Source organism: Desulfarculus baarsii DSM 2075 (genome assembly GCF_000143965.1).
Lineage (GTDB): Bacteria > Desulfobacterota > Desulfarculia > Desulfarculales > Desulfarculaceae > Desulfarculus > Desulfarculus baarsii.
Genome location: NC_014365.1, coordinates 2361915 through 2384239, shown reverse-complemented (window position 1 = coordinate 2384239; position 22325 = coordinate 2361915). Strand labels below are relative to the sequence as shown.

Annotated in this window: 20 protein-coding genes and 1 tRNA gene; 5 read left to right on the top strand and 16 right to left on the bottom strand. The window is 61.1% G+C overall.

What is annotated here, in order from left to right; translation table 11 throughout:
• Positions 1-41: 41 nt before the first annotated feature.
• The 3 genes from DEBA_RS10730 to DEBA_RS18425 all read right to left on the bottom strand — a co-directional run bounded on the left by DEBA_RS10730 (position 42) and on the right by DEBA_RS18425 (position 2168).
• Positions 42-914, bottom strand: a complete 873-nt coding sequence (locus tag DEBA_RS10730; protein WP_013258955.1) for a methylenetetrahydrofolate reductase — start codon at positions 912-914, stop codon at positions 42-44.
• Between the two features lie 490 nt (positions 915-1404).
• Positions 1405-1776 (bottom strand): PilZ domain-containing protein, encoded by a 372-nt coding sequence (locus tag DEBA_RS10725; RefSeq protein WP_013258954.1) that lies wholly within the window; start codon positions 1774-1776, stop codon positions 1405-1407.
• Positions 1777-1925: 149 nt separating this feature from the next.
• Positions 1926-2168, bottom strand: coding sequence for a hypothetical protein (locus tag DEBA_RS18425; RefSeq protein WP_043814299.1), 243 nt, complete (start codon positions 2166-2168; stop codon positions 1926-1928).
• On the opposite strand from DEBA_RS18425, the gene DEBA_RS10715 reads away from it, so the two are divergent.
• Positions 2169-2648 carry a helix-turn-helix transcriptional regulator gene (locus tag DEBA_RS10715; RefSeq protein ID WP_043814297.1) on the top strand — a complete coding sequence of 160 codons (480 nt, stop codon included), beginning with the start codon at positions 2169-2171 and terminating at the stop codon, positions 2646-2648.
• An 8-nt stretch (positions 2649-2656) separates the two neighbouring features.
• Here the strand turns inward: DEBA_RS10715 and DEBA_RS10710 are convergent, their stop codons facing one another.
• Positions 2657-3685 (bottom strand): ketopantoate reductase family protein, encoded by a 1029-nt coding sequence (locus DEBA_RS10710; protein ID WP_013258952.1) that lies wholly within the window; start codon positions 3683-3685, stop codon positions 2657-2659.
• 226 nt (positions 3686-3911) lie between these two features.
• On the opposite strand from DEBA_RS10710, the gene DEBA_RS10705 reads away from it, so the two are divergent.
• Positions 3912-4268, top strand: a complete 357-nt coding sequence (locus DEBA_RS10705) for a PilZ domain-containing protein (protein ID WP_013258951.1) — start codon at positions 3912-3914, stop codon at positions 4266-4268.
• Between the two features lie 330 nt (positions 4269-4598).
• Here the strand turns inward: DEBA_RS10705 and DEBA_RS10700 are convergent.
• Positions 4599-4675 (bottom strand) — tRNA-His (locus DEBA_RS10700).
• 221 nt (positions 4676-4896) lie between these two features.
• On the opposite strand from DEBA_RS10700, the gene DEBA_RS10695 reads away from it, so the two are divergent.
• Genes DEBA_RS10695 through DEBA_RS10685 form a run of 3 tightly spaced genes read left to right on the top strand, consistent with a single transcriptional unit; the run spans position 4897 to position 7766 of the window.
• Positions 4897-6789, top strand: a complete 1893-nt coding sequence (locus tag DEBA_RS10695; protein ID WP_013258950.1) for a carboxyl transferase domain-containing protein — start codon at positions 4897-4899, stop codon at positions 6787-6789.
• On the top strand, positions 6776-7417 hold the full coding sequence (locus DEBA_RS10690) for a DUF3786 domain-containing protein (protein WP_013258949.1): 642 nt from the start codon (positions 6776-6778) through the stop codon (positions 7415-7417). The genes DEBA_RS10695 and DEBA_RS10690 overlap by 14 nt, the downstream gene beginning before the upstream one ends.
• A complete protein-coding gene (locus DEBA_RS10685; protein WP_013258948.1) occupies positions 7410-7766 on the top strand; it encodes a hypothetical protein in 357 nt (118 codons plus the stop codon). Before DEBA_RS10690 ends, DEBA_RS10685 begins: the two co-directional genes overlap by 8 nt.
• A gap of 1 nt (position 7767) precedes the next feature.
• Here the strand turns inward: DEBA_RS10685 and DEBA_RS18925 are convergent, their stop codons facing one another.
• The 11 genes from DEBA_RS18925 to DEBA_RS10635 all read right to left on the bottom strand — a co-directional run bounded on the left by DEBA_RS18925 (position 7768) and on the right by DEBA_RS10635 (position 22311).
• Positions 7768-10062: an NADP-dependent malic enzyme gene (locus tag DEBA_RS18925; protein WP_148227845.1), complete on the bottom strand. Its 2295-nt coding sequence runs from the start codon at positions 10060-10062 to the stop codon at positions 7768-7770.
• Between the two features lie 128 nt (positions 10063-10190).
• Positions 10191-11099, bottom strand: coding sequence for an NAD-dependent epimerase/dehydratase family protein (locus DEBA_RS10675; RefSeq protein ID WP_013258946.1), 909 nt, complete (start codon positions 11097-11099; stop codon positions 10191-10193).
• A 15-nt stretch (positions 11100-11114) separates the two neighbouring features.
• Positions 11115-13370: a glycosyltransferase gene (locus tag DEBA_RS17800; protein WP_148227844.1), complete on the bottom strand. Its 2256-nt coding sequence runs from the start codon at positions 13368-13370 to the stop codon at positions 11115-11117.
• A gap of 252 nt (positions 13371-13622) precedes the next feature.
• Positions 13623-13904 (bottom strand): hypothetical protein, encoded by a 282-nt coding sequence (locus DEBA_RS18420; protein ID WP_187288543.1) that lies wholly within the window; start codon positions 13902-13904, stop codon positions 13623-13625.
• 9 nt (positions 13905-13913) lie between these two features.
• Positions 13914-14342 (bottom strand): magnesium chelatase, encoded by a 429-nt coding sequence (locus tag DEBA_RS18415; RefSeq protein WP_013258944.1) that lies wholly within the window; start codon positions 14340-14342, stop codon positions 13914-13916.
• A 160-nt stretch (positions 14343-14502) separates the two neighbouring features.
• A complete protein-coding gene (locus tag DEBA_RS10660) occupies positions 14503-15831 on the bottom strand; it encodes a (Fe-S)-binding protein (RefSeq protein ID WP_013258943.1) in 1329 nt (442 codons plus the stop codon).
• 101 nt (positions 15832-15932) lie between these two features.
• Positions 15933-16772 carry an FAD/NAD(P)-binding protein gene (locus DEBA_RS10655; protein ID WP_013258942.1) on the bottom strand — a complete coding sequence of 280 codons (840 nt, stop codon included), beginning with the start codon at positions 16770-16772 and terminating at the stop codon, positions 15933-15935.
• A 20-nt stretch (positions 16773-16792) separates the two neighbouring features.
• Entirely contained in the window at positions 16793-17821 is a 1029-nt protein-coding gene (locus tag DEBA_RS10650; RefSeq protein WP_013258941.1) for a 4Fe-4S dicluster domain-containing protein, read from the bottom strand.
• Between the two features lie 11 nt (positions 17822-17832).
• Positions 17833-18783 (bottom strand): 4Fe-4S dicluster domain-containing protein, encoded by a 951-nt coding sequence (locus tag DEBA_RS10645; RefSeq protein ID WP_013258940.1) that lies wholly within the window; start codon positions 18781-18783, stop codon positions 17833-17835.
• Entirely contained in the window at positions 18783-19238 is a 456-nt protein-coding gene (locus DEBA_RS10640; RefSeq protein WP_013258939.1) for a hydrogenase iron-sulfur subunit, read from the bottom strand. Before DEBA_RS10640 ends, DEBA_RS10645 begins: the two co-directional genes overlap by 1 nt.
• A gap of 34 nt (positions 19239-19272) precedes the next feature.
• A complete protein-coding gene (locus tag DEBA_RS10635) occupies positions 19273-22311 on the bottom strand; it encodes an FAD-dependent oxidoreductase (protein WP_013258938.1) in 3039 nt (1012 codons plus the stop codon).
• Between the last annotated feature and the right edge of the window lie 14 nt (positions 22312-22325).

Here is a 22325-nt window from a genome sequence, read left to right as displayed (position 1 = left end):
GGAAACCCTTCGATGATGAAAATGCCTGCACTTTACACCGGCTAGAGGCCCGCGGCGTCCAGGACGCCCGGCAGTTTGTCCTCCCAGCCGGCGGTCACCAACAATGTCCCGCCGCAGAGTTTTTTGAGTCCCTTGACCGTTTCCGCGGCGATCTTGACACATTCGGCCGGCCGATCGGAGGCCTGACGAATGCGCCGGATCGTATCTTCGCTGATGCAGACGCCGGGCAGGTTCTGGTTGAGGTAGCGGGCCATGCCCACCGATTTCAGAAGCAGAACCGACGCGATGATCGGCGCGCCGACGTCCTTGGCCTTTGCCATGAAGCCCGCGAAGGACTCCAGGTCAAACACCGGCGGGCCAACCAGAAACTTGGCCCCCCGCTTGACCGCCGCCCGGGCCTCGCCCAGGCGCAACTCGCACTGGGCGTCGTCGACCCAGGGCTCGATGCGCGCGCCCAGACAGAACTTGGGCGCGCCGCGCAATTGTCGCCCGCCGATGTCCTTGCCGTCGGCCAAGCCCTGGGCGGCCTCCAGGAAACCGACCGCGCTGAGGTCGTAAACCGGCTTGGCGTGCAGATGGTCGCCCATCTCGATGGCCTCGCCGTCAATGGCCATGACGTTGGCCACGCCAAGCACGTGGGCGGCTAGCAGATCACCCTGCAAGGCCAGGCGATTGCGGTCGCGACAGGAGAATTGGATGATCGGCTCCAATCCCTGCTGCTTTAAGAGCACCGCCCCGGCCAGGGCCGACATGCGCATCACGGCAAAGCTCATATCCGGGATCAGCGCGGCGTCGACGCGGCCGACCACGTGGCGAGCGTTGTCGATAAAGCCCGAAATGTCAACGCCTTTGGGCGTCTCCATCTCCACCAGCACCACGAAAGCCTTGGACTTGAGTGCTTCTGCAAAGGCCATATGCTGTCCTCCCTCGGTTGGATTGGCGGACAAGCACCAGATGAGCCATGCAACGACGGCCTAGGCCGCCAGATGAAGACGCCCGTCGATCCCAGCGGCGCGGGGTCGCCCCTTCCAGCCGGACTCGGAGCTGTTTCGACCCCCTGTGAGATACTTCACTTTACCGGCTATCTTTCATAACTCTATTTCTTCAAGCCTGCAAGGGATTGTTGCTCGATTTCTGGCCAAGAAAACTAATGCTACATGGTAACTATATGTTTTGGCAATGAAAGCAATCCGTATCGTTCGCAAAAAAGTTTTTGTTTCAGGCTGTTGTCGGCCTTTGGTCAACGGTAAAGCATAGTCTTTCGATAGGCAAAAACCGTATGCCCATCATTATAATATGAATGAGGTTGCGTGTGGCTGGTTTTGTGCGGCGGCGGGGCAAAGAGTCAAGTCGGCCAGTCGCGGCCCCGCCGGTCATCCTTGACCATGCGCGGGACTTTGGCATTTAGGCGTTGAATTTGCCATGATAGGACGTGCATGCTTTTAGGTGGACTTGCTGCCGCGGCGTCAACTCGCCCCACTGCAGGCCGCAGCGCCTGGTTTCCAGGCCCAGGGGCATGGCTTGGTCGTCCAGGGGCGAATCGTGGACGATGCGGCAGGGCACGCGACTGATATGCGTGCCGCTATCGGACAGGACAATGTCCACTTCGGCCCATTCGGGGGCGATGCCCTTGTCGGCGATGTACTCCAGGCCCGCGCCGCCGTCGCTGAGGTCGACGACACGACCCAGATTGACAAAAGTGGGCCGCAAAAAGACAAAAGCCTCTTTGGCGGCCGAGTATCTCTGGGTTTTTCGTTTGTCTCGGTGGCTGGCCATTTCTGCTCCGCGCGGTGATGGGTTGGTTTTTATCTTACAACATCAAACAAACTGTGGCTATTTTATTTCACTTCTGTTACTAACTTAGAGCCAATACGTTCGCCAGGCAAGAATTAATCGTGCTTTTGCATTGGAAAGTGCCTACACAACTAGCCGGCGTCGCCTTTGATCTCCCGGTGGGCGGCTGTTGACTGCGGATGCGCCAGATGGAAGCCGAGCAAAAGATCGCGAAACTGCAACAAGTTGTCCAGGGCTTGCACGGCAAGTTGGACTCTCTGCGTCAGGCTCATGAGCAACTCCTGGAGCAACACCAAGCCCTCCATGGCGCTCTGGCCGCGAAAACCGCCCATATCGAGCGTCTGCAAAACCAACTGGCGTTGGGCCAACAGCACATGGAGCAGCTCAAATCGCGCCAGGACGAGCTGACCAAGACCCTGCTGGCCAACAACAAGGCCCTGACCATCCTGGCCAGCAGCCTGGAATCCATGCGCCTGGAGTCGGAGCAGGGCATGGCCCGTCGCATCCAGGCCCTGACCTTGCCCATCCTGGAGCGCCTGGGGCGCGACGATCGGATGGGCCGTCTGCGCGATGAACTGCGCGTGGTCGTCGAGGAGTTGGAAGACCTGGCCGCCGGCATCGGCGATGGCGAGGGTCTGCTGGGCCGGCTGACGGTCAGCGAACGGCGCATCGCCGCCATGATCAAGAGCGGCATGAGCAGCAAACAGATCGCCGCCAACCTGAATATTTCCCTCGACACGGTCAAGACCCACCGCCGCAACATCAGGCGCAAGCTGCGCATCAACGACGCCGGGGCCAGCCTGCGCGGTTTTTTGCAGGCCCGCGTCGGTCGCCTGGAAGGCCACGACGACTGACGCCTTCGTCAGGCCAGGGGCAACTCGGCTATGTTGTCGGGCGTTATGCGCCGGGAGCCTTCCTCTATCTGTTTGATCATGCGCACGATCGCTTCGTTTACCGGCGTGGCCACGCCAAAGGCCTTGCCCTTTTCCACGATATAGCCGTTCAAATAATCGACCTCGGTGGGCCGCCCGCGTTGCAGTGATTGCAGGCTCGACGACTTGATCCGGGCGTATTTGGTGCCGATGGCCTTGACGTAGAGGTGCCGCTTGAGGATCGCCAGCGGGCCGTTGCCCTTGACGAAGCGATAATAATCCAGCTTGCCGCCGCCGCCGGGCTCGACTTTGAGTTTCATGGCCGCGGCCACGGCCATGGCTTCGCGCATCTGGGCGATGAAGATGGACCGCACCCGCCAGCTCTTGAGCAACTGGCCCAGCGGCCAGCCGGAGATGGCCCCAAGGCTGTTGATGCACGAATTGACGATGAGCTTGGAGTAAAGCTCGCCCATGATGTTGTCGGAGATGCGCGTGGGCCGCGCGAACTCCAGGAAACTCTTGATTATCGGCAGGCGTTCGTCGGGTTGGGCGTCGATGTTGCCCAGGACGAACTCGCCCTCGGAGGTCATTTCCAGTTCGCCTGGCTCGTGCATGGTTGCGCCCCAGCCCACCACGCAGCCGATCACCCGCCCACGCCCCAGGATTTCGCCCAGGGCGTCCTCGCTGATGCCGTTTTGCAGCGAGACCACCACGCCGTCATCGGTGAGGAAAGGCGCCAACTGCCGGGCCGCGGTCAGGCAGTCGTTGGCCTTGGTGGCCAGAAAGACAATGTCTTTGGGCGAGCTGAGTTCGCCGATATTGGTCACGGCCTGCATGCGCACCTCGTGCTCGCCGCAGACGCCGCGCAGGCGCAGGCCGGGGTAGAGGGCGCGGTCGGTGGTCTGGGAGTGCTTGCACACCAACTCGACGTTACGGCCGGCCTTGGCCATCAGGGCGGCAGTGATGCCGCCAATGGCTCCCGCGCCAATGACCGCTGTCGGGCTCTCGGAAGTCAACATCGTCACGCCTCCACGGAAAGATAACTGGCGAGCGGCCGCTTGGGCCATTTTGCGTTCAGCGTGGCCCCGGTGTCAACAGTGGCGAGGCCTGTTTGCCCATGAATGAACAAACGGGCCGGCCCAGCGCGTTGGGCGGGTGGTATTTTCTTTCACTCCTGAATAATTTGTTATAATAAATTTACAGTGTAAAGCATGACCCGGCGAATGGCCAGAATAAGCGTGCCCCATGATAAGCGTTATGGAAATGGAAGAGCCCGACCCGCGACGCATGTCCGCGCGGCGGCAGGTCAGCCTGCAGGCGACCGTGGAATACCTGTGCCCGGATGGCGGCTGGTTTCCTGTGCGGGCCTGGGTGACGGAAGTCAGCGCCCAGGGCATGCGCCTGCGCGTGCCGCGCGAGGCGACCATCAGCCAGCGTGACGAGCTGCATATATTCATCCACAAGCACGGCATCGAGGCCACCGGCAAGGTCAGCCACGTGCTGGAGCCGGCCGACAGCCACGTGGCGACGGCCCTTGGCGTCAAGCTGACCGAGATCAGCAGCCAACACTATGAGTTGTGGCGGCGGTTAGTGGAGGCGTGACGGCGGCCGGGGCGCGCCCGCCAGCTCCGCCACATCGTGGCCACGCCCCGCGACGCAGCCAAGCGCCCCGTGTTCAACATCTCAACAACCGTGATTTATTAGAGATTTTGCTCGGCAGGATCAGCGCCCCACGATGCGGCCAAACGGCTGGTCGCTGATCCATCAATCGGTCATGCTTGGCGGCAATGAGGTCTCGGCCAGGCCGTGCGCCGCGACGCATTCAAGCGCCTGGCGGCTGACTCACCAGCCTTGGCGACGTGGGGGGGCCGAGCGGTTGTCGTTGGCCGCGATGCAACCCGTGGCTGATCCACCAAACTTGGCGACGTGGGGTGGGGTGGCTGATGGGACTCGAACCCACGGCCTCCAGGGCCACAACCTGGCGCTCTAACCAACTGAGCTACAGCCACCACAAGGGGCGGATGCCTGAATTATGGCCGTAAGGCCGGCGTCCGCGCCACGGATTTATAGCAGAGCCATGGCGTCGTGGCAACTTTTTTTGTGGAGGGGGGCGCGCGGCGGCCCTGCTTGACATGGCAGCGGCTCTACACTACGATTTGCGCAAGGCCGCGCGCGGCCATAGGCTTTTTGGGGGCCGTAGGGGCCCCGAAACCCACGCTGCGAGAGAAGCTTGAAGCTTATCGACATACTCAAGACCCGCACCCGCCATCCTTTCCGCCCGCGTTCGTCCGATATAATCCAGCATGTTTTTCAAGATTTCCGCGATTATGGCGCCAAGGGAGACTCGTTGATCATCGGCGAGGGCCACCTGGACGACCGTCGCGTCTACGTGGTGGGCCAGGAAAAGCCAAAGCCCAAAAAGCTGCGCAGCGCCGCCGACGTGGGCAAGCTCAATTGGGGCATGCTCAGCGCGGCCGAGCATTCGCAGGTGTTGCGGCTGCTGCAACGCCTGCAGGAAACCGGACCCCACGAAGACGCCGTGCTGCTGTCGTTGATTGACACCTATGGCGCCGATATTTCGATGGAATCGGCGCGACAGCTCCAGGCGTTTTTTATTGCCAACCTTATCCGGGCCTATTTGAACGTGCCTATCCGCACCATCAGCATCGTCATCGGCGAGGGCGGTTCGGGCGGCGCGCTGGCCTTGCAGGTGGCCGACCGCCGGGCGGCCATGGAGGACGCCCTCTACGCCACCGCCCCGCCGGAATCGCTGGCGGCGATCATTTTTCGCGATCCGGGCCGCATCGAGCAGGCCCTGGCCATCAGCAAGTCGCGGGCCAAGGATCTGAAACATTTCAATGTGATCGACACGATCATCCCCCAGACCAAACGGGTCGACGACGTTGAAGGCATGGCCCAGAATGTCCGGGCCTATCTGGAAAAGACCGTCAAGGAACTTTCGCGGGCGCGGCTGGAAAAGCTGATGCAAAAGCGCCTGGACCAGGCCGAGGAGATGGGCGTGGTGCGGCGAGGCAAGTTTTACGAGATCAAGCGGTTTATCGAGAAACCGCTGAAATCGTTCAGCAAGCCGCCGGTGGACATCAAGCTCATCGCCGACCCCAGCGGCGCGACCATTCACATCGACGACACCTCCTACGGCGACGGCACGTTGATGAAGCCCGGCCAGGCTTACATCCGTTGCGGCGAGGAGCGCCAGGGGGCCAGCGGCGATGGTTGCGGGGCGGTGATCGCCCTGGAAGATTATCTGCGCAATCATCAGATCTGCCCCAACTGCGGCAAGCAGCACGTGCTGGACGCGGCCGGTTGGGTCGACGCCCTGGCCGACGCGGGCACCTTTCACGAGCTGTTTCGCAACATCACCGTGGCCGATGTTTTGCCCGAGGAAGAAATTCACGATTATTATCGCCAGTTTCTCGATCGGCAAAAGGGTTGCAGTTCGTTCAATGAATCGTTGGTCACGGCCCACGCCAGGGTGCATGGCTATCCGGTGGTGTTGGCCATCAGCGAATTCGCCTTTGCCGGCGGCTCGATGGGTGTTGTTTTCGGCGAAAAGTTTCGCATGGCCGTGGAGTACGCCACGCGCAAGCGTTGGCCGCTGATCAGCGTGTGTTGTTCGGGCGGGGCGCGGCTTTACGAGGGTATCGTGGCGCTGATGCAGATGACCAAGACGGTGGCGGCGGTGGAGCGCCTCAAGCGTTTGGGCATTCCCTACATCTCCATTCTGGCCGACCCCAGTTCGGGCGGGGCCATCGCCTCCTACGCGGCCCTGGGCGACGTTTGCATCGCCGAACCCAACGCCCTGGTTATCTTTACCGGCCCCCGGGTGATGAAGGCGCGGGGCTTTGCCGTGCAGGACGATCTGGTGCGGTCCGATTCGCTGCTGGCCGTTTCGGCCGAAACGCTGGAGCTTGCTGATTTTTATTGCGACATCAGGGGCATCCAGGAGGTGACGCCACGGCGCGACATGCGCCGTTCGCTGGCCCGCTATCTGGAGCTTTACGCCCGTTTCCGGGCCGGCGAAAAGCAAAAGAAGGGCCAGCGCCCATACATGCGCCGGGTGGTGCACAGCGCCGGCGTGGAGTTGGACGATGGCAACGGCTGATCCCGAGGAAAACACGCTGTTTCGTTGGGCCGAGGATCTGCCCCTGGCCCTGTGGGACGATCTACGCGGCCGCGACCCGCTGGCGGCGGCCGCGGCCTGCGGCGCGCGCTGGGATGGCGCGTGTTTTGTTTTGCCGCTGCTGGGGCGCGATTATTGCGTCGAGCCGGCGGCCATGAAGCTGACCAGCGTCGAGGCCCCGGAGCGCCGCGTGGGTTATCAGGTGGCGTTGATTCTGGTCAAGACCCTGGCCTTTTCCACGGGCGCCTCGCCTAGCGGCCAGATGGTCACCCCCCGCGAGTTGGTGGGCGGCGAGCTGTTTTTCAACGGCCCCCACGCCGTCAACACCCCGGCCCTGGAGCAACGCTTTGGCGCGGACGGCCAGGGCTTGATCGCGCGGGCCCTGGCCATGGGCGGTCAGTCGATCGATGGCGCGGACGTGGCCGTGCGCCTGCCGGGCCTGCCGATGCTGCCACTGTGGGTGCTGTTGTGGCTGGCCGACGATGAATTTCCGGCCAGGGCCGTGGTGGGGGTGGATTCGCGGACGGCCCAGCATCTGCCCCTGGACGGCGTCTGGGCCCTGACCAACCTGCTGATCCACAGGCTGACGACTGGCGGCGGCAATGGCTGAAGGCACGGGGGCCTGTGGCGTCAACTGCCTGGTTTGCGGGCTGTTTCGTCAGGGCAAGTGCGGCTGTTGCGGCAGCGGGCTCGAGGAGCAGGCCCAGGTCAAGCTGGCCGCTCAACTCAAGATCATGGGCGGGGTCTGCCCGATCCTGCAATGCGCCGTCCAGCGCAAGATTGCCTATTGCTCGGCCGATTGCCGGCTTTATCCCTGCCATTTGCTGATGAGCGGGCCATACCCCTTCAGTCAGGCCTATCTGGAGATGCAGCTACGCCGTCGCGGACGCCCCGCCAACAAACCGCCCGCCGACGAGCCCGCTGGGGGGCAAACGCCGCCAGGCGGCCGCCTACACTGAATCAAGCCGGCGTTTGGGCCTTGGCTTGGGCCACGGTCAGGGCGATGACGTTAGCCACGGTTTCCATGTCCGCGCCGCGTTGCACCACATTGAAAGGCTTGGTCAAGCCCATCAAGATGGGGCCCACGGCGGTGGCCCCGCCCAGGCGATCGAGCAGCTTATAGGCCATGTTGGCCGCGGAAAGCTCGGGGAAGATCAGCACGTTGGCCGGTCCGCCCAGACGGTTGAAGGGGAATCTTTCGCCGAGAATCATTTCATCGACGGCGGTGTCGGCCTGCATTTCGCCGTCGATGGTCAGCTCGGGCTGGCGTTGACGGACGATCTCCACGGCCCTTTGCACGCGCGTGGCGTCGGGGTGGCGGGTGCTGCCGAAGTTGGAAAACGACAGCATGGCCACCCGTGGCCGCATGTCCAGGAACCGGGCCATTTCGGCCGAAAGCATGGCGATTTCGGCCAGATCATCGGCGCTGGGATGGATGTTGATCGTGGCGTCGGCGAACAACAGAGTGCGTTGGCGCAAGACCATCAGATAAAGCCCCGAGACCTTGGCCACGTCCGGTCGGCGGGGGATGACCCACAGCACCGGCCGGATGGCGTCGGGGTAGGAGTGGGCCACGCCGTGGACCTGGCCGTCGACCAGACCCTGGCGCACCATCATCGCCCCGAAAACGTAGCGGTGGCGCAGTTGGCGCCTGGTTTCCTCGCGGGACCAGCCCTTGCGCGCCCTGAGGGCGAATAGTTGGTCGCAAAACTCGTCGTAGAGCGGGCTGTTGAGGTTGTCGACGATCTCCACGCCCTCCAGGGATAGGCCCAGCCCGGCGGCGGTGGCCTGGATGCGTTGGGGTTCGCCCAGGAGAATGGGCCGGGCCACGCCTTCGGCGGCGGCCTGATGGGCTGCGCGCATGATCACGGGATGATCGCCCTCGGGCAGAACGATGCGCTTGGGGTGCTGTTGGGCGCGGATGATGATCTTGCGAATGATCTCGCGCTCGGGGCCCAGCCTGGCCTCCAGGGCCTGGAGATAGGCCGCCGGCTCGGGCAGGCCCACGCGGGCCACGCCGCTTTCCACGGCGGCCCGGGCCACGGCCGGGGTGACGGCCAGCAGCACGCGGGAGTCCAGCGGCTTGGGGATCAGGTATTCCGGGCCAAAGTGGATGGGCTGGCCGCCATAGGCCCGCAGCACCGAGTCGGGCACGTCCTCGCGGGCCAGTTTGGCCAGGGCCAGCACGGCGGCCTGTTTCATTTGTTCGTTGATGGTGGTGGCGCGCACGTCCAAGGCCCCGCGAAAGATGAAGGGGAAGCCGAGCACGTTGTTGACTTGATTGGGATAATCGGATCGACCCGTGGCCACGATGGCGTCTGGCCGGGCGGCCTTGGCTTGATGATAATCGATCTCCGGGTCGGGGTTGGCCAGGGCGAAGACGATGGGCTTGGGAGCCATCACGGCCAGCAACTCGGGGGTGAAGGCCCCCTTGACCGACAAGCCCACCAGCACGTCGGCCCCGCGCGCGGCCTGCTCCAGGGTGCGCAGGCTGGTTTGGCGGGCAAAGGCCGCTTTGTAGGGGTTCATGCCTGCCTGGCGACCCTGGAAGATCACGCCCTTGGAATCGACCATGAGCAGGTTGTCGGGCGCGACGCCAAGCTGGATGTAGCGCTTGGCGCAGGCCATGGCCGCCGCGCCGGCGCCGTTGATGACCACGCGCGTGGTTTCCAAGCGCCGGCCGGTCAGCTCGCAGGCGTTCAAGAGCGCGGCCGCCGAGATGATGGCCGTGCCGTGTTGATCGTCGTGAAAGACCGGGATGGACATGCGCCGGCTGAGTTCGTCCTCGATGTAAAAGCAGTCCGGGGCCTTGATGTCTTCGAGGTTTATGCCGCCGAAAGTGGGTTCGAGCAGCTCGACGGTGCGGATGAATTCGTCGGGATCGGTGGTGTTTACTTCGATGTCGAAAACATCCAAGTCGGCGAATCTTTTGAATAATACCGCCTTGCCCTCCATGACGGGCTTGCCGGCCAGCGGGCCTATGTGGCCCAGGCCCAGCACGGCGGTGCCGTTGGTGATCACCCCCACCAGGTTGCCGCGCGAGGTGTAATCAAAGGATGCGTCGGGGTCGTCCTTGATCCGCAGGCAGGGGACGCCCACGCCGGGGGTGTAGGCCAGGCTCAGGTCGGCCTGGGACATGCAGGGCTTGGTTGGCGTGACCTCGATCTTGCCGGGGCGCGGGTAACGGTGATAGCGCAGGGCGTCTTGGTCGTGCAATTTGCTCACCTCTGGCGGTTGGTTGCGAAGTTGGCGCATATTTATTAAGCCTGAAGCCGGCCCGATGCGCCAGCCAAAAGCGTCGCCCCGCGGCCGCGCCACGGGCAGGGGTGGCGACGAAAAAAGCGGCCGCCAGGGCCGCTTTCAGTCAGACGCATCCCGCGAGATTATTGGGCCAAAAACCAGTTCCAGGTGGCGGTCAGGCCGTCTTTCAGCGGCGTGGCGGGATCGAAGCCCAACTCGCGCCTGGCCTTGGCGATGTCACAATAGGTGTGACGGATTTCGCCGTCGCGGAACGGCTCGTACAAAACTTCGATCTCGCGGCCGGTCACTTCACGCATGAGCGCGACCAGTTGATTGAGCGTGGTGGGAATGCCCGTGCCCAATTGAAACACGCCGGCCTTGCCGGAATTGACGGCCTTGATGATGCCGTCACAGAGATCTTTAATGTAGACATAATCGCGTATTTGCTCGCCATCGCCATATATTGTTATCGATTTTCCGGCGATGATTCTGCGGAAAAACGCCGCGACCACGCTGCCTTTATGTATGCTGCGTTCACCATAAACGTTGGAGAAACGCAGTGCCGTGGCGGCGATGCCGTAACTGCCGGCAAAGGCCGACAAATAGCCTTCCATGGCCAGTTTTGACGCGCCGTAAGGCGAGACAGGCTTGGGCAGCATTTCCTCATGCACAGGCGGCGTTCTTTCGCCCAAAATGGCCCCGCCGGTGGAGGCGGCGACGATGCGTCCGACCTTGGTTTGACGCATGGCTTCCAGCAGGTTGAAGGTGCCCAACGTGTTGTTGTCAAAGTTGAAACGCGGGTTTTCGATGGAAGGAATGACCCTGGTGTCGGCGGCCAGATGGACCACGCAGTCCATGCCTTTGACGGCGTCGATGCAGGCGTTGGCGTCGCGGATATCGGCCTTGATATAAGTATAGGATAGGCCAGCCAGGTTGGCTTCCTTGCCCAAAACTTCATTATCGATTATGCGCGGGGAGACACCAATAGCGTTGAGTTTAGCCGTGAGGTTAACGCCGATGAATCCAGCGCCGCCGGTGATCAAAATGTTCATTGACAAGCTCCGGGCCTAGCCTTTTTTTGTCATGTTCTTCATCAGCTCGCTCACCTCGCCGATGCTTTCAATCCATGGCGTCATCAGACGCACGAAATTGGCGTTTTTATTGTTTTCAAAAAACTGTGACTGGGCCATGTAAATGATCTGTTCCAGTTCGCGGGGGATGTGCTGCGTGTACGCTCTGGCGACGCGCAAACGCCCGGCGATTGCGCTTTGTGAACGCATCATGCCGCGGTTTGACCAGCGGTATATATATGTGGGTTCGGGGTAAACCAGCAACTTTTTGCCAGCTAGAACGCATTTTGCGAAGAACTCATGGTCTTCCTGGATAATGCCATAATCCGTGGTGAATCCACCCACGTCGATGGCGACCTGCTTTTTCAGCAGGCTGTTTGAATCGCCAAATACGTTTTTGAATAGGCCAAGCGCCAAGCCTCCACCCAAAAAAGGAATGATGTCACAATGTGACAAATCTTTTTGTATTATTTCTTCGTAAGAGGCGAATTCATCGTCTTCTTCGACATATTTATAACCAAATGTAGTCAGAATATCGCAGCCTGTTTTTTGCATGGCCGAAAACATTTTCTTGATTTCACCAGGCAATGCTACGTTGTCGTCGTCGTGGAAAAATAGATACTCACCCCTGGCTTCAGAAATGCACTTGTTTCTTACCGCGCCAAGATATTGATTTTCCTGAAATACGACCCTGTGGCCTTCGGAGTGCAACTCGTCGGCGATGCGGCGCATTTCGGCCATGTCGTATGGGTTGTCCGTGCCATCATCCACGACCAATATTTCAATATTTGGATAATCCTGCGCCTTTATCGATTCGATCGCGCGGCGCGCGCCGTGTGACCGATTGTAGGTGGAGAGGCACACTGATATCAAGGGCGGTTCACTTATCGATTCGATAGCGTTGGTTTTGCGCGAGCTACGTTCCGCGGCCAGGACGTTGGAAAGCGAATAGTGCCAGTCCGACCAAATGGACTCGCTTTCTTCAAGCGAAAACGATGGAGCGGGGTTTATGGCGCCATTCTTCAGCGCGTTGACAATGCTTTTGAAGATTGCCGATGGCATCAGGGGAAACATTACTTCGTCGTGATATTCTTGCGCGACCAATTCTGGATTGCCGCCGGTGCCGCTAGCCACAAAGGGAATGCCATATGCCAAACACTCGTAAATGCAAAATGAAGAATTTTCCAGGATGGAAGGCATCACCGCCAGCCGTCCTGGTTCCTTTAAATAACGAATCGCTTCTGGTTGAGAGGCGTTGTCAATAATCTCAAATTCAATTCCAAGATAGTTTCGCGCGGCTAAAGCATCTTTTATATTGAAAAGGTTTGATCGTTTTCCCAGGAAGGTGATTTTACGTGGTTTGACGTCTGAATGCCTGAACATATCCAAGGCGCGGCAAAAAAGCTCAATGCCCTTGCGTGGCTCCAAGCGGCCAAAAAATACTAGTTCGTCGACCTGTTCGCGCTTGCCTGTTTTACTGCCATCCAAAAAATCATCGATGAGCGGTAAAATATTCTTGTGAGAATATGTTTCCGCAGGCAGATCGTACCCGTGCTCGATCATCCAGTCGAGAAGGTCTGATGATCCACTAATCACGGTGTCGGCCCATTCCACCGAGCAACGTTCCAGACGTTCATAGGAAAGCTCGACCAAGCGCATTGGCAGTTGCCAACCGCCCTTGTTGGCCCACAATGTCGGCGACGAGCATTTGACGACGAAGTGCGGTGGGTGCTCCAACAATCCCAAACGTTTCGCCAACAATGGGAAATAACCTATGCCGCGCCATTCGCTTACGTGCACCACGTCGAATTGTTTGTCTTTAAGCCAGGCCATGGCGTCATATGACTGACGCACCGAATCGGATATTCCATTGTCGGCGAATCGTGTTGAAAGAATATGTGGTAGCGGAATAAACTCTATTTCTTCATTATTATAAAATTCTATCCATTGGTCAATTGTTCCAATTTCGCAATACTTTCCTAAGGTATAAAGAATGGTTACATCGTGTCCATGGTGCTTCAGAAATCTGGCAAGATAAGTATAGGCCGTACCGATTCCACCGTTACGGATAGGTCCAACTATGTCACAGGCTAAAATGCAAACTTTCAGTGGTTTTCTCTCTGGCGAACTCGCCGCCCCCGGCAAAAAATATTGCGCTTTCTGCAGGCCGACTTTGTACGGTTTTTCCTTGAGTGACTTTGCGTGTTGCCTGTCATTGCGCTTGGTCATGGTTCTGCCGTCGGTTTCAATCACGAGTTACAACCCTTTGCGTGCAGTTTGTTTCGAGCGTTGGGCAGGCGTGGTGCTCTACAGTATTTGATCGATGTTCAGCCAGCGATTATTATTGAGTACTCTATTTACGATTATGACGCAAGCCCATTTTTCAAATCTTTACACAATCTGGACTACACTTGGCGCGGGGGAAACCGTTAACGACAGCGCGTGAATGCTTTGTCACGTTTGTGTCAGAAAAACCGCGACCTAGCCCGCAAGTGGTTATCTTCGCTATAATTTTGCCTCGCCCGCGCCACCGTTCAGCGCCCGCGCTCCTCCAGGCGTAACGCGTCCGGCAGCGTCTCGGCACGCATTCGGCTCGGGATGTCGCTCATGCGGTTTTTCTGGCCGCTGTACCGGCTTTGGCGACGGCGTGCGGCGGCGATGGACCAAAACCAAGGCCGCGCGGCGCATGACGATCTCGGCGCGGTGACCGGCGGCGTGGGCCTTTTGGGCGCACAGGCCAAAGCGGTCCAGCAACACGTCGACGATGTGATCCTCCAGCAGGTTCACCGCGTTGACCTAGAGCACGCCGCGGTTGGCCTCGGCCAGGATGCCCGGCTCGAAGTGCTTTTCGCCGTGCTTGATGGCCCGTTCCGAATCCAACGAGCTCAACAAGCGGTCCTCGGTGGAGCCCATCGGCAGATCGACTACCCTAGCCTTGCGCAGGAGGTTCGGCAGTTTTTCGCCTTTGGCCAGGCGCTGGGCGCAATAAGGGCATAGTTTGGCCGGCGCGGCCGGATCACAGCCAAAGGGGCAGCCCTCGACCACCAGGATCTGTGGCAGCAAGGCAGCCAGGGCGCGCACGGCGGTGGATTTGGCCGTGCCTTTTTCGCCGCGGATCAGCACGCCGCCAACCATGTGGTTGACCGCGTTGAGCAGCAGCGCTTGTTTCATCGATTCCTGGCCCACGATGGCCGAGAAGGCAAAGGCCTCCGTCAACGAATGCATCGCTTGGTTTCACCCTAGCGCAAGTTGTTTTCGTCACGAGCCTTTGTCCTATAGTCCGCCCGATCGCTTTTTTGATCCAGGTTTTTTGGCGCTTGGGGCGAAAAAAGCGGCGGTCGGAGACAACCATCCCCGACCGCCGGCGTCGTCGCGAGGCGTTGGCCTAGTATCCGGCGTCCAGGTCCACGCCCAGGCGCTCCCACTGCTCGGCGGCTTCGGCCTCGGCCTTGGCCACCATGTCGTCGTCCCAGGGTTCGATGACCAGCGAGTCGGCCACCAACTCCCAGATGTATTTCACCTCGTATTTATAGTCGGTGTAGAACTTGGGCAGGCGCTTCATGATCTGGTCGTGGCAGTTGGAGCAGCCCACCACCACCACGTGGGCCCCGCTGTTTTTGATCGACTCGAACTTCTTGCGGCCGTGCCACACCGAGTCGGCCTCGTAGGGCATGGGCCAGTTGCCGCCGCCGGCCCCGCAGCAGTTGCCGTTCATGCGGTTGGGCTCCATGTCCACGAACTCGTCGACGCACTGCTGGATAATCCAGCGGGGCTCATCGAAGTAGCCGTGGCCATAATGGCGCTCCAACTCGCGGCCGTGTTTGCAGCTGTCGTGCCAGGTGAAAATCTTGCCGGCGTTGACGCTCTTGTCCAGCTTGACGCGGCCCTGCGCGATGATCTCCTTGAGGTAGTCGTAGAGATAAATCCAGTTGACCACGTTGTTGGGATCATCGATGGCGCAGGTCTTCATGCCCATGCGGCAGCCATAGGAGCCGCCGCCGCAGTCGGGCATGATCATGCGCTTGATGTTGAACTTTTTCATCATGTCGATCTTGCGCTGGGCCAGGATGCGCGTGGCCTCGTAGTTGCCGGTGAACAAGCCCCAGTCCACGGCCTCCCAGTTCTCGCTGGGGATGGTCCAGTTTTCCTTTGCCGCGTAGAAGATCTTCCACCACCACAGCATGTCCTCGAAGTCGCCGTAGACTTCCTTGGAGTTGGGGAAGAAGAGGATGTCGGCGTCCTGCTTGTCCACGGGCACGTAAAAGCCGGGGCAGCAATCGTCGGCCATCTCGCGGCCCATGTCGGCCATGGTGAAAAGATAGTCTTCCTTGGAGATGCCCATGTTGTTGCCGGTGGCCAACACCTGCTCGACGCCCTTGTGCAGGATGCCCGGCACCTGATCGCGGGGGCGCAAGTGCTTCATGTAGCCCATGATCGCCGGCGTGTCGATGTCCATGGGGCAGGCGGCGGCGCAGCGGCCACAGCCGGTGCACAGCCAGGGGAAACGCGAATTGACCACTTCGTCGACCATGCCATAGGCCAGCATGCGATAAACCTTACGGATATCCATGCCCTGCATGTCCTCGCTGGGGTTGCCGGTGATCGGGCAGCCGCCGCTGCAGGTGCCGCAGGTCAGGCACAGGTTGAGGTTGGCTTTCTTGAGCTTTTCGTGCGCCTCTTGCGAGAGCGTTTTGGGTGTGATGGCCTGGGGCATTTCTTCCTCCCTGGCGACAGGATGAAAACGAAACCCATGGTTTAGCTAGGGTATTTATGTATTTTTAAAGGGGGCGCTCGGGCCGCCCCCTTGCTTGGCTGCTAGTATTCGCTTGGCAGCTTGTCCAGTTGCTCCTTGGTGAAGACCGGGCCGTCCTTGCAGACGTAATATGGCCCCACGTTGCAGCGGCCGCAGATGCCGATGCCGCACTTCATCCTGTTTTCCAGGCTGAGGACGATCTGATCGGGTTGCCAGCCCAGCTTGTCAAAGACCGGCTGGGTGAACTTGATCATGATCGGCGGGCCGCAAATCAGGGCCACGGAATTTTCGGCCGGCGGGGCGACCTGCTCGGTGACCGAGGGCACGAAGCCCACCAGGCAGTCCCAGCCTTCGCAATCGCGGTCGATGGTCACGTGGATGTCGCAGTCGCCGCGTTGCATCCAGTTGCGCCACTCGTTTTCGTAGAGCAGCATGCCCGGGGTGCGCGCGCCGTAAATGAAGGTGATCTTGCCGTAACGATCGCGATTGTCCGGGTGCAGCAGCCAGTTCATGGTCGAGCGCAGGGTGGTCACGGCGAAACCGCCGGCCACGATGACCACGTTCTTGCCCTCCATCTGCTTGAGGGGATAGCTGTTGCCCAGGGGGCCGCGGATGCCCATGACGTCGCCGGGCTTCATGTTGTGCAGCTGCGAACTGACCACGCCGACTTTGTTGACGGTGAACAGGACGTCTTTACCCTCGGTGGGGCTGGAGGCGATGCCGATGGGGATTTCACCGTAGCCGCTGATGCTCAGCTCGGCGAACTGGCCCGGAGTGTAGTTGAAGGCCTCGGCGTCCTCGGGGTTGATGAACTCGAACCAGAAGGAGCGAAGCTGTTTGTCCTCGGTCTCGACGATCACGTCCTTGATGCGGACCGGGTAAGGGACATACGTGTTTCTCATGACTTATCCCGTCCCTTCCTCTAGGAGTTCATCTGGTCGACGACCTGACGAACGTCGATGTTGACGGGGCACATCTGAATGCAGCGGCCGCAGCCGACGCAGCCGATCTCGCCGTCGCGCTTGACCGGGATGTACTTGAATTTATGCATGAAGCGCTGACGCACCCGGTCTTTTTTCTTGCCGCGGGGGTTGTGGCCGGTGCCGTGCATGGTGAACAGCCAGCTCATGCAGTAATCCCAGTTGCGCACGCGGCGGCCTTCCTGGCCCTGCACTTCGTCTTGGATGTCGAAGCAGTGGCAAGTGGGGCAGACAAAGGTGCAGGTGCCGCAGTTGAGGCAGGCCTCGTGCACTTTGTCCCACATGGGCAGATTGTAGAGATCGAGCACCTCGCGGGCGTTGATCTTGTCCAGCGAGACCTTGGAGCTGATGGCGGCCTCGGCGGCGGCCTTGAGTTCGGCGGCCTTGGCCTCGTCGGCGGCGGCGGCCGGGGGCAGGTCGGCGCTGGCGGCCTCGCCCTTTTCGGTGAGCACCTTCACCAGAAGCTTGTCACCCAGGTCCACGAAAAGCAGGTCCATGCCCACCTGGTGGTGCGGGCCGCAGTTGACCGACGAACAGAAGCAGGTCGGGCAGGGCTCGTTGCAGGCCAGGCCGGCCACCAAGGTCTTTTCGCGTTTGTCGCGCCAATAGACGTCGTCGGTCATCTCGTCCTGGACGAAGATCATGTCCAGCACCTGGAAGGCCTTGGCGTCGCAGGGGCGCATGTTCAAAAGAACCCGCGACCGGGGCAGCAACTCCTCGGCCTTCATGATCATCCCCTCGGGATCATCCTTGGCGTTCTTGAAGCGCATCATGCATTCGGTCTGGGGGAAGAAAAAGTCCTTGGGGGACATTTCGGTGTTGGTGAAATCCCAGTCCAGACCCTCGGCGCCGTTCACCTCTTGCCACGTGGTCTTGGCGCCGACGCGCGCGGGCGCGTAAACGTCGGCTTCTTCCCGCAGCTTGGCGATGAACTCGTCCAGCTTGTCTTTGGCCAATATTTTGTCTGCCATGGCAGCCACCCTTACTTGATGAAGTCCTGCGGGTCGTTGGGACGGTACACGCTCATCGTCGGCGTGGCTTTTTCGTCCATGCCCGGCGTGTAGCCATACATCTGACGCACGTCCTTTTCGATCTTGCTGGTCAAGACGCGCATCTTGATGCCCATGGGGCAGGCCGACTCACAGGCCCCGCAGTCGGTGCAGCGGCCGGCGCAGTGGAAGGCGCGCAAGATATGGAACGTCTGCACGTCGGCCTCGTCTTGAGTCTTGCCGCACCACTGGGGCTTGGACTCGTCGACGAAGCAGACGTGGCAATAACACAGCGGACAGGCGTCGCGACAGGCGTAGCAACGGATGCAGTCGGCAAAGGCCTCCTTGAAGGTGGACCAGCGCTCCTCGGGGGCCAGGGCCTCCCAAGGCGCGGCCATCTTGTCGATGTCGCCACCGGCGGCGTCCTGCACCGGCTCGCAAACCATCTCGTCGGAAATGACCGGATTGCGGTGCTGGCAGGTGAAGCAGTTGTCGCGCAGGAGTTCCTTGCGGTTCAAGCGCTCTTCGAAGCCCTTGCCCTTGACGACCAGTTCCTCGCCTTGCTCTTCCACGGCAAAGACCGTCTTGTTGCCGATCTTGTCCAGCACCTTCGAGCGCGAGACCATGCCCAGGCAGGGCACGCCGATGATTTTCAGGCGCTTGCGGTCGATCTGGTTTTCTTGGAGCAGGCCCACGATGTTGCGGCTGACGCAGCCCTGGGCCACGATGGCGGTCTTTTCGTCGCGGCGCACCAAGAAGTTGGCCAGGTTGTTGCAGCAGAAGCTGCTCCAGACCAGTTCGTCGGCCTCCTCGACGCTGCGGGCGGCAAAGGGTTGCTCGCGCATGGGCACCGTGCCGGCGCGATAACCAAGCACCACGTCCACCGCCCCTTCGGCCAGAAGGCGTTTGGCCGCCTCGCGGATTTTTTCAGTTCGCTGCTGCATCAGGCCACCTCACGCTGCGCTTGGGGAGCGATGTCCTTCAACATGAATTTGGCCGGCCCCAGCGCGCGCACGGCGTTGGTCACCTCGATGACCGTCTCCTGGAACTTGGTGGCCTCGGCCGAGGAGATCCAGGAGAAGTGAATGCGACCGGGCTCCAGGCCGACGTACTCCAAGAGGTTCTTGAGGACCGCGAAACGTCGCCGGGCGTACATGTTGCCGGCGATGTAGTGGCAGTCTCCGGGGTGGCAGCCGCTGACCCAGATGCCGTCGGCGCCCTGCCGGAAGGCCTGCAGGATGAATTTGGGGCTCATGCGCCCGGTGCAGGGGATGCGCACCACGCGGATGTTGGGCGGATATTGCAGGCGGCTGACGCCGGCCAGGTCCGCGCCGCCGTAGGTGCACCAGTTGCAGAAGAAAGCTGCTATCCGCGGCTCGAATTGTTCCTTGTCGCTCATTATATCGTTCTCCAGCTGCACGCTGCCGGGCCGCCTAGCCCTGAAGCATGGTCGTAATCTGGCTCATCACGTCCTGGTTGCTGAAGCCCTTGAGGTTGGGCGCGCCCGAACGGCACGAGGCCACGCAGGTGCCGCAGCCCTTGCACAGGGCCTCGTTGACCACGGCCAAGCCGTCGGCGCTGTCTTGGGTGATCGCCGAGTAGGGGCAGATCTCCCAGCACACGCCGCAACCCACGCACTTTTTCTTGTCGATGACGGCCACGGTGCCGGGCAGGAACATTTCCTTGCGCGACAGCACGGTGATGGCCCGACTGACCGCCGCCTGGGCCTGGCTGATGGCCTCCTCGATGGGCTTGGGATAGTGGGCGATGCCGGCCATGAACACGCCGTCGGTGGCGAAATCCACCGGGCGCAGCTTGACGTGGGCCTCCAGCAGCCATCCGTCGGAGTCCATGGGCAGCTTGAACATCTGGGCCAGTTCCTCTTGGCGGTGGCTGACGATGGCCGTGGCCAGGCCCACCACGTCGGCCGGGAAGGCCACGTCCATGTCCAGGATGGGATCGTAGGCCCGCACCTGGAGCTGGTCGCCGTCAAGCTCGACCACCGGCTTGCGGTCCAGGTCGAAGCGCACGAACATCACGCCCAGGGCGCGGGCCTTCTGGTAGAGGTACTCCCGCTCGCCAAAGGTGCGCATGTCGCGGTACATCACCGTCACCTGGCAGTCGGGGTTGGACTCCTTGAAGTGCAGAGCCGACTCCACCGAGTGGGTGCAGCAGACCTTGGAGCAGTAGGGCCGCTCGGGCTCGCGGCTGCCCACGCACTGGATGAACACCACGGAGTTGGTCTTTTTGGGATCGATCTGGCCGTTGATCAGGGCCGAATCCAACTCCAGGTGGGTCATCACGCCCGGGTGCTGGCCATAGAGGTATTCGGTGGGCTTGTATTCGCCGGCGCCGATGCACAGAAGCGTCGCGCCGTGCTCGACGACCTCCTCGCCCTTGTCGGAGACGAGCGTCGTCTTGAAGTTGCCCACGAAGCCGTCGACGTCCTTGAGCGTCGAGCCCAGGTGCAGGTGGATCAGCGGCTCGGCCTGGACCTTGGCGGCCAGTTGCTCGAGGTAGGGCTGAACCAGATCGCCCTTGGCCGTCACGCGCAGCATCCTGGCGTTGCCGCCCAGCTTGATGTCGCGCTCGACCAGATGGGTCTCGAAGCCCTGCTTGGCCAGCTCCAGCGCCGCGTTCATGCCGGCGATGCCGCCGCCGATGACCATGGCCTTGGGCAGGATGCTCAGGCGGGCTTCGGTGAGGGGCTCCAACAGGCTGGCCTTGGCCACGGCCATGCGCACCTGATCCTTGGCCTTTTCGGTGGCGGCCACGGGGTCGTTGGCGTGGACCCAAGAGTCCTGGTTGCGGATGTTGGCCAGTTCGAAGAGGTATTTATTGACGCCGGCGGCCTGGAGGGTCTCTTGGAACAGGGGCTCGTGGGTGCGTGGGCTGCAAGCGGCCACCACCATGCGGTTGAGACCCTTTTCCTCGATGACCTTGGCCATCTTGTCCTGGGTGTCCTGCGAGCAGGTGAAGAGGTTGTTCTCGACGTATTCGACGTTGGGCAGGGTGGCCGCGTATTGCTTGACCGCATCCACGTCGACGACGCCGGCGATGTTGATGCCGCACGAGCAGACGAACACGCCCACCCGCGGCGGATCGCCGCCCACGTTCTTCTGGGGGCGCTTGACCTGCTCGGTGATCATCGTGCCGCGGGCGCTGTGGATGTTGGCCGCGGCGGCGCAAGCGGCGGCCGAGGCCTCCATGACCGACAGCGGGATGTCCTTGGGCCCGGCCAGGGCGCCGCAGACGTAGATGCCCGGACGGCTGCTCTCGACCGGGGTGAAAGAGCCGGTCTCGACAAAGCGGCTCTGGCCGGTCTCGACGCCGATCTTGCGGCAAAGCGCGGCGGTCTCCGGGTCCATCTCCAGGCCCTGGCTGAGCACCACCAGGTCGTAGACCTCGGTGGAGAGCTTGCCTTTTTCATCGACCCAGCTCAGCTCCAGGCTGCCGTCGGGCAGTTCGATCATGGAGGGGTTGCGGCTGCGGATGAAACGGATGCCCTTTTGCTTGGCCCCTTCGTAGGTGCGCTCGAAGTCCTTGCCAAAGGTGCGCATGTCCATGAAGAAAATGGAGGTGTCCAGCCCGTGGTGGCTGTGTTCCTTGGCGATGATGGCCTCCTTGATGGCGTACATGCAGCACACAGCCGAACAGTAGCCGTTCTGGCAGGTGTTGATGTCGCGGGAGCCCACGCACTGCAACCAGGCGATTTTCTTGGGTTCTTTGTTGTCGCCGGGCCGCACCAGATGGCCCATCCAGGGGCCGCTGGCGCTGAGGATGCGCTCGAACTGCAACGCGGTGACCACGTTGGGGAAGTTCTGGAAGGCGCTGGTGTGGATGCCGCACTGGCCCGGGTCCACCGGGCGATAACCGGCGGCCAGGATCACCGAGCCCACGTTGAGGGTGTGCATGACGTCCTGCTGGCCGAAGTCCACGGCGTCGGCCGGGCAGAACTTCTCGCAGGCGCGGCACTTGCCTTTTTGGAAGTAAAGGCAGTTTTCCTTGTCGATGGCGTACTTCAGCGGCACGGCCTGGGGATAGCGCACGTGGGCCGCGTGGCGGTTGTTGAGGCGCTGGTTGAACTCGTCGGGCACGCGCTTGGGACATTTGGCCGCGCAAGCGCCGCAGGCGATGCACTTGCTCATGTCGATGTAACGGGCCTTCTGCAGCACCTTGACCTCGAAGTTGCCCGCCTCGCCGCTGATGTCCTGCACCTCGGCCAGGGTGATCACCTCGATGTTGGGGTGACGGCCGGCCTCGACCAGTTTGGGCGAGAGAATGCACATCGAACAGTCGTTGGTCGGGAAGGTCTTGTCCAACATGGCCATGACGCCGCCGATGGCCGAGGTCTTTTCGACCATGTAGACGTAATAGCCGCTATCGGCCAGATCCAGCGAAGCCTGGATGGAGGCGATGCCGCCGCCGACGACCATCACGGCTCCGACTGGCTTCTTGGTTTTGTCAGCCATCCTAATAAGCTCCT

What these genes read in the sequence shown, in the direction of transcription:
- DEBA_RS10730 (WP_013258955.1), bottom strand. Translation starts at nt 914, where the DNA reads ATGGCCTTTGCAGAAGCACTCAAGTCCAAGGCTTTCGTGGTGCTGGTG.
- DEBA_RS10725 (WP_013258954.1), bottom strand. Translation starts at nt 1,776, where the DNA reads ATGGCCAGCCACCGAGACAAACGAAAAACCCAGAGATACTCGGCCGCC.
- DEBA_RS10715 (WP_043814297.1), top strand. Translation starts at nt 2,169, where the DNA reads ATGGAGCAGCTCAAATCGCGCCAGGACGAGCTGACCAAGACCCTGCTG.
- DEBA_RS10710 (WP_013258952.1), bottom strand. Translation starts at nt 3,685, where the DNA reads ATGTTGACTTCCGAGAGCCCGACAGCGGTCATTGGCGCGGGAGCCATT.
- DEBA_RS10705 (WP_013258951.1), top strand. Translation starts at nt 3,912, where the DNA reads ATGATAAGCGTTATGGAAATGGAAGAGCCCGACCCGCGACGCATGTCC.
- DEBA_RS10690 (WP_013258949.1), top strand. Translation starts at nt 6,776, where the DNA reads ATGGCAACGGCTGATCCCGAGGAAAACACGCTGTTTCGTTGGGCCGAG.
- DEBA_RS10685 (WP_013258948.1), top strand. Translation starts at nt 7,410, where the DNA reads ATGGCTGAAGGCACGGGGGCCTGTGGCGTCAACTGCCTGGTTTGCGGG.
- DEBA_RS18925 (WP_148227845.1), bottom strand. Translation starts at nt 10,062, where the DNA reads ATGCGCCAACTTCGCAACCAACCGCCAGAGGTGAGCAAATTGCACGAC.
- DEBA_RS10675 (WP_013258946.1), bottom strand. Translation starts at nt 11,099, where the DNA reads ATGAACATTTTGATCACCGGCGGCGCTGGATTCATCGGCGTTAACCTC.
- DEBA_RS18415 (WP_013258944.1), bottom strand. Translation starts at nt 14,342, where the DNA reads ATGCATTCGTTGACGGAGGCCTTTGCCTTCTCGGCCATCGTGGGCCAG.
- DEBA_RS10660 (WP_013258943.1), bottom strand. Translation starts at nt 15,831, where the DNA reads ATGCCCCAGGCCATCACACCCAAAACGCTCTCGCAAGAGGCGCACGAA.
- DEBA_RS10655 (WP_013258942.1), bottom strand. Translation starts at nt 16,772, where the DNA reads ATGAGAAACACGTATGTCCCTTACCCGGTCCGCATCAAGGACGTGATC.
- DEBA_RS10650 (WP_013258941.1), bottom strand. Translation starts at nt 17,821, where the DNA reads ATGGCAGACAAAATATTGGCCAAAGACAAGCTGGACGAGTTCATCGCC.
- DEBA_RS10645 (WP_013258940.1), bottom strand. Translation starts at nt 18,783, where the DNA reads ATGCAGCAGCGAACTGAAAAAATCCGCGAGGCGGCCAAACGCCTTCTG.
- DEBA_RS10640 (WP_013258939.1), bottom strand. Translation starts at nt 19,238, where the DNA reads ATGAGCGACAAGGAACAATTCGAGCCGCGGATAGCAGCTTTCTTCTGC.
- DEBA_RS10635 (WP_013258938.1), bottom strand. Translation starts at nt 22,311, where the DNA reads ATGGCTGACAAAACCAAGAAGCCAGTCGGAGCCGTGATGGTCGTCGGC.